Annotated in this window: 8 protein-coding genes; 3 read left to right on the top strand and 5 right to left on the bottom strand. The window is 55.0% G+C overall.

What is annotated here, in order from left to right:
- The first annotated feature begins 69 nt into the window (after positions 1-69).
- Entirely contained in the window at positions 70-2,274 is a 2,205-nt protein-coding gene (locus tag HG15A2_RS16245) for a S9 family peptidase (RefSeq protein ID WP_218932017.1), read from the top strand.
- Positions 2,275-2,378: 104 nt separating this feature from the next.
- Here HG15A2_RS16245 and HG15A2_RS16240 read toward each other — a convergent pair whose 3' ends face one another.
- Together HG15A2_RS16240 and HG15A2_RS16235 are read right to left on the bottom strand one after the other, a co-directional pair.
- A complete protein-coding gene (locus HG15A2_RS16240; protein WP_246117763.1) occupies positions 2,379-3,776 on the bottom strand; it encodes a Gfo/Idh/MocA family protein in 1,398 nt (465 codons plus the stop codon).
- A gap of 177 nt (positions 3,777-3,953) precedes the next feature.
- Positions 3,954-4,430: a hypothetical protein gene (locus HG15A2_RS16235; RefSeq protein ID WP_145061348.1), complete on the bottom strand. Its 477-nt coding sequence runs from the start codon at positions 4,428-4,430 to the stop codon at positions 3,954-3,956.
- Between the two features lie 416 nt (positions 4,431-4,846).
- Here HG15A2_RS16235 and aroF point away from each other — a divergent pair, with 416 nt between their 5' ends.
- On the top strand, positions 4,847-5,857 hold the full coding sequence (aroF, locus tag HG15A2_RS16230) for a 3-deoxy-7-phosphoheptulonate synthase (protein WP_246117762.1): 1,011 nt from the start codon (positions 4,847-4,849) through the stop codon (positions 5,855-5,857).
- Positions 5,858-5,915: 58 nt separating this feature from the next.
- Here aroF and HG15A2_RS16225 read toward each other — a convergent pair whose 3' ends face one another.
- A complete protein-coding gene (locus HG15A2_RS16225; RefSeq protein ID WP_145061345.1) occupies positions 5,916-7,937 on the bottom strand; it encodes a hypothetical protein in 2,022 nt (673 codons plus the stop codon).
- Positions 7,938-8,003: 66 nt separating this feature from the next.
- The gene (locus HG15A2_RS16220; RefSeq protein ID WP_145061343.1) at positions 8,004-9,710 is read right to left on the bottom strand and encodes a hypothetical protein; all 1,707 of its coding nucleotides are present in this window, start codon (positions 9,708-9,710) and stop codon (positions 8,004-8,006) included.
- 323 nt (positions 9,711-10,033) lie between these two features.
- On the opposite strand from HG15A2_RS16220, the gene HG15A2_RS16215 reads away from it, so the two are divergent.
- Positions 10,034-11,269: a Glu/Leu/Phe/Val family dehydrogenase gene (locus HG15A2_RS16215; protein ID WP_145061341.1), complete on the top strand. Its 1,236-nt coding sequence runs from the start codon at positions 10,034-10,036 to the stop codon at positions 11,267-11,269.
- Between the two features lie 5 nt (positions 11,270-11,274).
- Here HG15A2_RS16215 and HG15A2_RS16210 read toward each other — a convergent pair whose 3' ends face one another.
- Positions 11,275-12,633 carry a hypothetical protein gene (locus HG15A2_RS16210; RefSeq protein WP_145061339.1) on the bottom strand — a complete coding sequence of 453 codons (1,359 nt, stop codon included), beginning with the start codon at positions 12,631-12,633 and terminating at the stop codon, positions 11,275-11,277.
- Positions 12,634-12,644: the final 11 nt, after the last annotated feature.

Below are 12,644 nucleotides of genomic sequence, written 5' to 3'. Positions count from 1 at the left end.
GGACTGGAAACGGGAACAATATGGCCAATCAGTCTAACCCTGCCCGCCCGATTCGATGGAGCGAAAATCATGATGCAAACTTTCAATCAAGCAACTCGAGATAGGCGAGTGCTGGCACCTGTTTGGTTCTGCTTGACACTGTTGCTCTCCGTAGGATGTCAACCTTCGCCAACCGAGCCCGGAGACGGGCAGGAAAATCAGCAGCAGGGGGCTAAGCGTTCGGATGCCGATTCGAAACTAGCTACACCTACATCAACGACTACCGACCCCAAAACTACCAAGGAGGCCGCTTTGATCCCTCGCAGCGTATTGTTTGGCAACCCCCAGAAAGCTTCTGCCCGCGTCAGCCCCAACGGCAAGTGGCTTAGTTACTTGGCCCCAGTCGATGGTTTCTTGAATGTCTGGGTCGCGCCGATCGACGACTTCGCTTCCGCCAAGCCGATCACCAAAGACACCCAACGCGACATCCGCGGCCATAGTTGGGCCTACACTGGCGAACACATTCTCTACACGCAGGATAAAGACGGCGACGAAAATTGGCATGTCTATGCCACGAACGTCGCCACGGGTGAAACGAAGGATCTCACGCCGGTTGATGGGGTTCACGCCCGTATTGAGGGTACGAGTCAGAAGTTTCCCAATGAAATTCTTGTTGGCTTGAACGATCGCAATGCGCAGTTGCACGATGTGTATCGAGTGAATATCGAAACGGGTGAGCGAGAACTCATTCAAGAGAACGAGGGCGTACTCGGCTATGTGACTGATGATGATTTCAATGTCCGCTTTGCGATGAGCTTCACTCCAACCGGTGGTCAACTTTTGCTGAAAAACGTCCAAGACGAAGACGGTGAGGCTGACTGGGAACCGTTCATGGAGGTCGGCCCCGAGGATGCTATGACGACTGGCCCAGCGGGCTTCGACAAGACTAGCAAGATCCTCTATTTGCAAGATAGCCGCGACCGCGACACGGGCGCACTGTTTTCCGTCGACTTGGAATCTGGCGAGAAGAAGCTGATTGCGGAGAACGCTAAGGCCGATGTGGGCGAAGTGATCGTTCACCCCACAGAGAAAACCATCCAAGCCGTGGGCTTTACGTACTCAAGACGCGAGTGGGAAATCCTCGACGAGGCAATCAAGCCGGACCTTGAGTACTTGGAGACCGTCGAAGATGGCGAGCTGATCATCACCAGTCGCACCCTCGACGACAGTAAATGGACTGTTGCCTACATTCTGGATGATGGACCACTGAAGTTCTACCTCTATGATCGCAAGAACCGCGAGGCTCACTTCCTGTTCAGCAGTCGTGACGATCTCGATCAATACGAGCTCGAAAAGATGCACACACCAGTGATCGAAGCACGCGATGGGCTGAAGCTCGTGAGCTATCTCACTTTACCACCGGGCAGTGACCCTGATGGTGATGGCGTGCCGGAGAAAGCAGTGCCACTGGTTCTTGATGTTCATGGTGGCCCGTGGGCACGCGACGATTGGGGTTTCAACTCCTCGCACCAGTGGCTCGCCAACCGTGGCTATGCCGTGCTGAGTGTGAACTATCGCGGCTCAACTGGTTTCGGCAAAGCATTTACGAATGCCGCCAATGGCGAATGGTCTCGCAAGATGCACGACGACTTGATCGACACGGTCAATTGGGCCGTTGAGGGAGGCATCGCTATTGAAGACAAGATCGCCATCATGGGCGGCAGCTATGGTGGCTATGCGACGCTAGTGGGACTCACCTACACACCAGAAACCTTCGCGTGTGGCGTGGACATCGTCGGTCCTTCGAGCCTAGTGACGCTCATGGAAAACGTGCCGCCCTACTGGGCGATGTTCATGCCGGTCATGAAGATTCGCGTGGGCGACGTATCTACTGAGGAAGGAAAACAAGAATTGCTGGCGCGTTCACCGCTCACCAAAGTGGATGCAATCAAACGGCCGTTATTGATCGGCCAAGGTGCCAACGATCCACGTGTGACACAGGTTGAAGCGGACCAAATCGTCGAAGCAATGCAAGCGAAGAACATCCCTGTGACCTACGTACTCTACCCGGACGAAGGTCACGGCTTTAGCGACGAGGCTAACCGCATGAGCTTCAACGCCGTGACCGAGGCATTCCTTGCAGAACATCTGGGTGGTCGGGTTGAACCCGTCGGCGAAGACTTCGAAGGTGCCAGTTTGTACGTGCCAGTGGGCGCCGGGGATGTCGAGGGCGTGAAGGAGGCTCTGCCAGAGGAACGATTGACGATGCCTCCAAAAGAGGAGGCAAAGGAATAGCGCCGCTATTTGTTGACGCAAAGTCGCGAAGGGCGCAAAGAATAGCAGAGTTTCTTTGCGAACCTTCGCGCTCTTTGTGTCATTGAGACAAAGTGAAATTCCAATCAGCCCATCTCGATCTCGTACCCCTCACGGTACGGTCGGGCCAACATGCTGTTTGCTTCATCGTCGCCGACGATTTGCTCATTGACATCGTCCCATTTAAGCTCGCGACCCAAGCGGGCGGTGATGCCGGCTAGGTGACACACGTTCAGCATTTGCATATGCGTGTGGACATCAGAAATAGGGTCCTTACGCTCTTTCACGCAGTGGAAGAAGTTCTCCCAGTGAGCGCGTCGCGCGTTCTTGACCATGGGCATGCCCTTGTAGACTTTTTGAACTGCGTCTTTAGGGAGAGGATTCTCTTTTAAATCATCGACCGGTTTGCCTACAAGTTTGCCTCGGTTGACGAATATTTTCCCCTTATCGCCAACGATCAGCGCGCCGTTGTCGGTATCGTCGCGAATGATCATCTCGGTACCACCTGGGTACTTAACAGTGAAGTTGAACTTAGTGGCGGTGTTATAGCGATCGCTTTCTAGCGGAACGCCGTGTTGGAATTGCACGGGGTGCTCTGAAGTCCCGCCGATGGAGGTTGGCCCCTCGGTCTGGCCGTTGAGTTTTAATGCCCAGTTGCAGATATCAACATGATGCGCACCCCAGTCAGTGAGCTTGCCGCCGGAGTACTGATACCACCAGCGGAATTCGTAGTGGCCGTTCGTCCATTCCCGCGGGCGCGGACGCTTGCCATCTTTTGATGGATTGGTCAGGTTGCGATAATCGACCTCGGGCGCGGGCCCAAGCCATTTCTCCCAATTGAGATGCTTTGGCGGCTCTGCCACAGAAATGGCCGGGCTCTCTGGTGCCGCGCCGATTGCAGCCTGAACCCGCTGGATTTTGCCAAGTCGCCCCTCGTTGACGATCGCCATCGCTTTGGTGAACAGGTGGAAGGTGCTGCGCTGTTGCGTACCCACCTGCACGATCGCGCCGGTTTGCTTTTGAATCTTTCGAATCAGTTTTCCTTCATCGATGGTAAGCGTGAGAGGCTTTTCGCAGTAGATATCTTTTCCAGCAAGCATCGCTTCGATGAGCGGCTTTGTATGCCAGTGATCGGGCGTTGCGATGTGGATGAGCTTGATGTCCTGCCGGTCGAGCATTTTGCGGTAGTCTTCAGAAACTTCCGCTTTGCCGCCCCCAAACCGATTGCTCATGTCTTGAGCACGCTTGGAATCGACGTCTGCCGCCGCTACGACATTGACGCGACTTTTGACTGCGTCGATGTTACCCATTCCCATGCCACCACAACCAATGACGCCGATGGGCATCTTTTCTGCCGCTTCCGATTTCTCAGTAGCCTCCTGCGCTCTTGTCTTCGCAGAGAGCACATAGGGGGTTGCAGCCGCCGCAGCGCCGGCGAGAGTGGTCTTGAGAAAGTCACGACGGGGCGAGTCGGGGGCGGGCATGGACAGTGACCTCATGAGGGCGTAGTTGTGGTGGAACAGAAGCTTCGGAAGCGAGGGAGAGGACGCTGCGAAGACGAGGGTGGTATTATTACCGCAAGGCGAAGGATTCGCAAGATTTAAGCAAGATCTGTCGCAGGCTCCTGGATAACAGGATGCTTGGGCCGAGATTCTCGATTGTTAGCCTTCTAGATCGACCAGGGGTTCGATCACATCCAAGAATTCCTGCGCCCGCCTGAGCCGAAGCGTGAAACGTCGTATCTGACCATTGGGAAGTTCAAAATCGAAAGTTACCCTCGAGCCTTTTCGATCGACTCTGCAGATGTCCCCGTGGGGAATGATATGCACGAGGTCCAGAGACGCAGCAAACACTTTGAGTAGTGAGTTGATCGAAATCGCTACCTCCCTGTTTGTTACCGTAACGGTCAAGGCGTTGTTTGCTCCGCCCAGCCAAGTGAGCCACGATTTGTGTGAGCATCCTGAGGCAAACCGCTCCTTAAAAAGGAGTTCAAGCTCGCTCGGAGGAGCAAAGCGAGAGTCACTTTTCCCACTACGCAAGAGGAACCACGCGAAGATTAGAGTCAGAATGAACACCGCTACCAGGACCAACAGCAGCACGAGTTGCAGCGTAGTGATAGCTAATAGAATGATTGACATCGTGCCCCGATCAGCCCAATTCTACCTGCGGGAAAGGCTACGTTGCGTCTTTCTTGCCTAGAAAAGGCACCGCTGGCACTCTTAAGGATGGCACCATTAACCTTCGCAAGATCGGAGGCTCAGGGCAACGCCCTGTCCTAAAATGTGTCAAACTAACACTTGCCGAAGTGGTAGACTCGATACATACTGATGACATGGCAAATGCACCTACCTATTTCTCGTTTACATGGTCGCGGGGCTTCTATTTTACGAAGCCCGGCGCGATGGGAGAGTACGTGTAGCGAGATTTTGCCAGCGACACTATCAACCAAGCCCCGGGCGACGTCAGCGACGCCCGGGGCTTTTTTCGTACTGGCGTTGCCAATTGAACTACCTTTGTCTCGTCAAATTTTGGAGTCACTGAAATGATTGTTGTTATGAAACATACTGCTACAAAAGAAAATATCGACGATGCGATCGCGCGAGTCGAGTCACTCGGTCTGAAGCCGAATGTCATTGAAGGCTCTGAACGTACCGTTATTGCCGCGGTGGGTGACGAACGCATCGCGGGTATCGAATCGCTGGAAAGTTGCCCAGGGGTGGACGAGGTTATGCCGATTGTCGCGCCGTACAAGCTGGCCAGTTCCGAACTAAAGCCCGAGCCCTCGGTCATCACCGCGGGCAGCTTGACGGTCGGCGGCGGGCACGTTGGTGTCATCGCTGGGCCCTGTTCGGTGGAGAGCGAAGACCAGATCGTGGCTACGGCCTTCGCAGTGAAAAAGTCTGGCGCTTCGGCCCTGCGCGGCGGAGCGTTCAAGCCGAGGACCTCCCCCTACAGTTTTCAAGGGATGAAGGAAGAGGGCCTCAAGTTGCTTGCGACGGCCCGTGATCAAACGGATCTTGCCGTTGTTACCGAAGTCGTATCGCCAGACGATGTCGAGCTGGTTTCCAAGTACGCGGACGTTTTGCAAATTGGTGCCCGCAATATGCAGAACTACCGCTTGCTGGAAGCGGCTGGAAAGTCGCCGTGCGCGGTGCTCCTCAAGCGAGGGCCAAGTGCCACGATTGACGAGTGGCTGCTGGCTGCCGAGTACATACTCGATGCGGGAAATCCCAACGTCATGCTTTGTGAACGCGGCATTCGCACTTTCGAATCGCACACACGTTTCACACTGCCCTTAGCCTCGGCACCGTACGTGCAGGAACGCACCCACTTGCCGATTGTCATGGACCCCAGCCACGGCACGGGCCATGCCAGTTTGGTGCCTGCGATGTCGCGTGCTTCGATTGCAGCGGGTGCGGACGGCCTGATTATCGAGGTTCATCCCAACCCAGACAAAGCGCTAAGTGACGGCTACCAGTCGTTGAACTTCGATCAGTTCGCAGAAACCATGGCCGGCTGTCAAAAGATTGCTGCCGCGATGGATCGAACCTTGGGAGCCTTATAGCTAACATGCCGACAAGTTGGCCCGCAGCGTCCCCGCATCGTCAGGGGCTCGACGGTACCTATTCTGAAGTCGGTCTAGTGAACCCTTGCTCAGTCAACCACTGGGCAAGTTTTCGCTGCGCCGCTGAACTGTGCCGGACGACTAGCGTGTTGGAACCCTTGTCGATATACACCTCAGGAGAGAACACGAGTGTAGTGTCTTTGGTTAATCGATCCAGGTGGTCCTCAACTTGGTTCGCGTGGAGTTTTACAGTGGATTTGAGAGAGTAAAACTCAAGCTGAGGCGACTGCGATGCGACTTCTATCGAGGTAATCTGCAAAGTTCGCCCGTCCACCGCGCGCCAGGATAAACCCAGCGGCGTGAGCGAGTCGTCCAGCGCCTCGTGCCAAGGCTTGTCGTTCGAACTGCATGTGATACGCGTACGCGGCTCGATGTCCACTGTAGCAAGTGCTGGCCAGTCGATCAGTAGTGCCAGTCCCAGTTCGTTTTGCCAGAAACGGAACACTTCGCAGGTCGGCGTGTAATGAGAAAAAGTGAACGTAGCCGGTGCGGATAGTCGGTCGTTGAGTTGCATGTGCGGCGATCTGGCTACGAGTAACGCAACGGGATACTTGCTGCGTGGCTCTAAGCCTCGAGCTAAACGTAATGTTTCCAACAAACGCAGGACTTCGTACTGGCGTTTTTCCTGGTGCAAAACCTGTAGCTGGTCGGCGAGAGCTCTGACAAAGGGGCCTTCGGGAGATGCGTCCGTCCAAGTCTCTGGGGCGACAAGCTGGCGGACCATTGTGGCGAGCTTCGCGGCATCCGTATGCGAATCAAGAAGATCGGCTACCGGGTATTCGATAGTCCGAACGTCTTCGAGTCCGCCGCGTTGAAGAAGAATCTGATTGTTTTCGATGACAGGAGTTAATCTCAGCGGTTTGAGGGCAGCGCTGAGTAGCGAGTCGATCGAAGCATCTTTCACCGAAACGGAGACAGATCGCGTCGCAGAGACCGCGGCCAAGCGAAGCTCCGCTGGAGTGACGCTCACCGGGACCGCCGTCATTCGCGTAGTGAAGTCGAGGAACTCACAAAGCGGCATGGCATTCACCACAAATGCCTGTAACTCTTTCGCCAGCACTGCCGGCGCGTCCAGGGCCGATAGCTGTTGAGCCGGATCGCGGCTAACTGTCGGGCGCTCGGCGGTAGCAGCGGGGATTTGGAGTGGTTGTTCTGGTGGCTTTGATGTTTCCGCTGGTGAGACGGAGAGTTCCGACGCACTGTCCGATTGCAATGTCGAGAGATCAAATCCTTCCGGGTCGAGGTCCAACGGATCAATCCGCAGCGTTCGCTTGGGCGGAGCAGGTGCCGTCGCATCGGTGACCACCGTCTTCGTGGACTCCTCTGGGGGCAGTGGCTCAGTCGGCAAATTCGTTTCGGCGGGCTCGCTCTCAGGGCTAGAGTCTTCAACAGCCGGTTCAGATGTCTCAGGTGGCGTTATCGTCTCAGCGACAGCCGGTAGAGTATTGGTCTCGACAGGTGGAGTAGGCGGAGTAGTTGCCTTTGGCGCGGTGGCTGGCGTCGGCTCTTTAACATCAAGTGGCGCACTGAGCAAAGCTGTTTCAGCTTCGTCGGATTGATCAGAGCCATTCCCTGAGATCGTATACAGCATCAAACCAACACCCGCCACCAAGGCCAGCAATCCTGTCGAAGCCCAGGCAATCACCCGATAGCGAGCCGCCAAGTCAACCGCTTGCGGCATAGCGTCATCAATTTCTTGGTTTGCGCCAGTAGCAGATTCAACGGAGGAATTGCTCTCGCCATTAATTCCCAACGCATTGGTCTCAAAGTCTCCCACAACATGCGCACTAGCCGGGCTTGCTTCAGCACCGTGGGAAGCATCTTTGTCATCACCGTACTCAGGCAGTCCCGCACCTTCGGCCTTCGCACAATCCCCAGCATCGGCCTCCGCTGGCGGCGCAACTTCGACCATACTGCCGCACTTCGGGCAGGAGAGTATCTGCCCGATCACCGCAGCGTTGCGTACGCTTAGCCGGGCGTTGCAAGTGACACAGGTGATTTTGAAAAGTACGTCAGGCATGTGTCTCTGTTCCGATAACTCCTCCTCTGCCAGTTCCCATTCTACCAGTTCACGTAGTCTATCAGTTTACTGGGCAGAACTCTCGAATACTGCGGGTAAGGCATCGCCACGCTTCTTGGCGGAAGAGCGCGTCGTCACTTCGATTCGATCAGGCTGCTCGCGGATCACGTACACGAGCTTTTGCTTCGGATCGGCCAGTCCCGAGGCGGTGCGATCCGGATTCGCTTGCTTGAGGATCTCCTGCAGAATCGCCTCGCCCGGCTTGTTGCGTAAGTCGATCCCGAAAGACTGGTTCTTCGTGATCCCCTCTAATTGTAGGTCACTCCCCTGGATTTGGATGGGCACACCCAGGTCCTCACTTAGCAGCTTGATGGCCTGCTCAAGCGTGTCTTTGGGAAAGGAGAGCGTCGTAACGCGGGCAAGCCGCTGCTTGAGCGTTTGCGGCCCCGCACTAGCAGCAGCGGTTGATGCCCCGCCACTGGTCGACGACTGGGTGAGTAGTAGTTCAGAAGCAGCCAGCAAATTGTGACCGGCAACCAGCGGCAAGTAGGTTCGCAGCACGACGTGTCGATCTTCCACTGTGCCGCGTGTGTAGCCAGCAAACTTTCGAAGCATCGCAGGAAAGCGAGCCAAGACCTTTCGGCCAAACGGCGGCCACGTGCCGGCGATCACCTGATCTTCAACCAGCGAGGCGGCTTTGGTGAGTCTCTCTTCAAGCTGTTTGCTATAACGCTGCGGTTGCGCTTGTAGCTGTGGCGTGGTACGTAGCTCGGCAAAAAAATTCTCATCCCAATGCATGCTGACGACCATTGCAGTCGCCTCGCGATCCATGAGCCAGTCGAGCGCGTCACGCACGCGCTCACCTGCGTCCACGAGCAACCGACTGCCGCCGGCGTCGAGGAACCTGGGCGAGAGCAACAGGGTGACGCAACGATCGGAGTCCGTATGAGGTAGCAATCGCTGCAAATCTCGGACGAGCATCGGCTCGACCTGCCCAGCCGCGACAGCATCCTCCGTAAACTCAGTAGGGCAAATGACAAGCGTGTTGGATTCAGGGGCATTGGTTGGAGAAGTTCCGCCGCTTTGTTCCGGTACGAAATAAGAATGATTTCCCACCTGCCACATAGTTCGTCCGGCAACGTTTATGGAGGATCCCGTCGGCAAACGTCCCTGCAGGTCGGCCAGCGTTACCGGTTGCGTTAACTCAGCACGCAGGGTCACATCCAACTGATTGTCTTGCCCAGTCACCACACCGAGGAGCAGAGTCTCAACCTCGCTCAATTCATAGCCGAGTAACGCTTCGAGTTGTTTCGTTGCACCTTCACCCCAAGGCCCGAGCGCAGTGATCACTTTCCCGCCCTCAGGGTGAGCCAGCAACTCAGCCGGTCGAAGCTGCAACAGCAAGGGCGTGCCCGGTGGAAAAAAGCGTAGCGAAATCGGCTCGCCTGTTGTCGGCGAAGCCCACAGGGTTTCACCATCATCGTCGAGGATGGTCTCTCTTGGCGGGGGCTCCGCTGGCTTCGGTTCAGAAATCGCCGATTCTTGAATTTGCGGGGCAACCTTCACCGGTACGTTAATGCTCGCATCAGCTAGCGGAGCGTCTGCGGGGCCTCCGCGAATTACGAAAAAATAGATGCCAACAATGAAGGCCGCCAGCGCAATGTTTCCACCGATGATGAGCGGCAGCTTGCTCTTTGGCTGCTTCTTGCCTCGAGACGTTCGGCTACGGACGGTCGTCTCATCGACTTTGATGTTGAACTCATTGTCTGCCATTGACCGTTCCTCACCTTTGAGTGCCTTGCGCAAGTACCAAGCATATTCTTCTTAGCCACGAATTTAGCGAATGGCACGAATAACGAAGGTGGAAAAAGTCGCCTCATGGGAGTCGCTGCTCTGTGCCAGTCAGCACCCTTGAGAGCTATTCGTAAGATTCGCGTTATTCGTGGTCCCTAAAAATCACGCTGGAGTAGCTTGCCAATCATTGCTGTCAGCTTTGCTTGTCGATTCCGCTTAAAGGCTCTATTATCCACGCACGTCCCACAATCGTGCAACTGCCATTATCATCTCACACGACCGATCGCATTTCGAGTAACCCCATGCAAGCTTTTGAAGCGGTTCAGCAATATTTCAACAAGGCGGCCGACCAGCTGGACATGGCCGATAGCATGCGAACGGTGCTACTGACGCCCAATCGGGAAGTGCGGGTCCAAGTCACCGTGGAACGCGACAACGGCATGGTCGATACATTTATAGGGTTTCGTGTGCAACACAATAGTGCTCGCGGGCCTATGAAAGGCGGGCTACGCTTCCATCACGAGGTCGATCTCGATGAGGTCCGTGCTCTGGCGTCGCTCATGACTTGGAAGACAGCTGTTGTGGATATCCCCTACGGCGGCGCAAAAGGCGGGATCGCCATTCGGCCTCGTGAGTTCAGTCGTGTGGAATTAGAACGAGTCACACGCAAATTCATCGACGCGATTCACGATGTTATCGGTCCCGATTCCGACATTCCCGCACCCGACATGGGTAGCAACGCTGAGGTGATGGCATGGATCATGAATCAGTACGGCAAGTACCACGGTTTCAATCCCGGAGTGGTCACAGGCAAGCCGGTGGAACTGTACGGCCTGCGTGGTCGCGAGGAGGCGACTGGCCGCGGCGTAGGTATCCTCACTCTTAAACTCTTGAAACGAATCGGCAAAAACCCTATCGGCTGCACCATTGCTGTGCAAGGTTTCGGTAACGTGGGGCTGCACGCCGCCAAGTTCCTGCGCGAGGCGGATGCGAAAGTTGTGGCCATTAGCGATGTAAGCGGCGCGTACTACGATGAAGCAGGCCTCGATATTATGCATGCCATCCGCTATTCAAACCTGCACGAGCGATCACTTAAAGGCTACGAGGGTGCAGAACTGATCACGAATGAAGAACTGCTGGAACTCGACGTCGACGTACTCATTCCGGCCGCATTGGGCGGGGTGATCAGCGAAGAAAACGCCGCGCAAGTGAAGGCCCCCATAATTATCGAGGCCGCCAACTCCCCGGTAACTCCAGCGGCCGATGCCATTCTCGATGAGAAGGGCGTCCACGTGCTGCCTGACATCCTTGCCAACGCCGGTGGTGTGACGGCTAGCTATTTCGAGTGGGTGCAGAACCGCCAGTACTACAACTGGACGCTCGACCGTGTGCGCGGCGAGCTAGACCGCGTGCTCTCTCAAGCGTTCGAATCCACCTGGGAACTGGCGAGCCAACACAAAGTAAGCCTGCGCACCGCCGCGTTCATGCTGGGAATTCAGCGTGTCGCGAAAGCGGTGACGCTGGGCGGGGTGACTTGAGTGCTTTACCAGCGAGCCCAAGGGCCAACCCAGTAACTGAAGGTGAAAGCATCAGCTATAAGGGCACCGAGGATCATCAAAGCTAAAGTGGCCACCACAGTAGTCAGAAAGCGCTTGGCGAGTAGCGGTCTCAGTTCTAGCTTCCTAGTGTTCGGATCATTATTCCATCGCTTGTGTAAGATAATTAATGAGAGCGCACTGATTGCAAAGTCAATTAGAATTGGTGGCCAAATCAGTAAATAGGCGAGCTCCTCCCAAAAGGCAACTCTCGAAACTCTGCAGTAGTCAAATACTTCGACGCAGCAAGCAATTATTGCCGCTGAAAGAGCCAGTATTGGAGCTCGTGGCCTCTCCGGATAGTAACTTACAGATGGCGAATTTTCGCGCAGGGTCACCAGTCGATAAGCAATCGTAACGCTCAGAATAATCGCCAAAAACGCAAAAGCGATCAAATTGTCCGTCGGTGGTAGTTTGTCCTCGCTTGCGAAATCGGGTGATGCAAGTGGGAAAGCTTCGGAGTGATACCAGTACCAGTATCCAACTGCACAACAAGCCAACGCGAAGGAACTGATGGCAGCGATGGAGCGCCGCTTGGCAGGATGTGTAGTAGAAAAATAGTAAGCTGCTAAGCAGGCCGAAATAAACCATGAGACTGCGACCGCAAGCGATAGATAGAAGAATAGTGTATCGGCTCCCGGGAGAGAGAGATAAGTCCCTGGTCGCTGAAATAGCAGGCCATGACCTATCTCGACACCTTCCATGGCGAAGTGAACGAGAGCGCGAGTCAGACCTTGCGCGACGAGCATTATCGCTAAGTAGATCACTACCAACAAGCAAACCACGATGTTGATAGAAAATTGGAGCGGTAGAAAAGATTGGTTCCTGCTTGGCCGAGTGTTTTCGGTTACGGTAAGCAACCAAATTCCAATCACTGCCTTCACAATGAAGCTGGGGAATATTTCGTCGTATACATGTGTTAAGTCTTCATTGCTACCGAAAGCTAAGACACCACGGTCAATCAATAGTCGCAGCATGATGCAAAAAAAGAGCAGCAATGAAAACGAAGTTCTCCAGGCAATTCCGAATACGACGGCGAATCGCTGGCTGCCTTGGGATGACTGAGAGAGTAAATTCTGTGCGAGAAGAACCACTTCCTGTAGCAATTGAACAGAAACTATCGTTGCTGCCGCTGCGAAGAGTGCCTGCACCAACCACACATGCGTATTGTCAGCAAGCCACTCATCATCGGTGGCACTCTCTGCAGCGAGTCCCACGGTGATTGCAACTGCAACGAACGTAATCGAAAGCAATAGCTGAGCCACACTAATCTGTGGTTTCACGGGAGTGGATTTCGATTTGGTCATGCTAGTTGCGA

It is taken from the genome of Adhaeretor mobilis, assembly GCF_007741515.1.
Classification (GTDB): Bacteria; Planctomycetota; Planctomycetia; order Pirellulales; family Lacipirellulaceae; genus Adhaeretor; species Adhaeretor mobilis.
The sequence above is the reverse complement of the archived record's forward strand: the minus strand, read 5'-3'. Positions and strand labels throughout refer to the sequence as shown.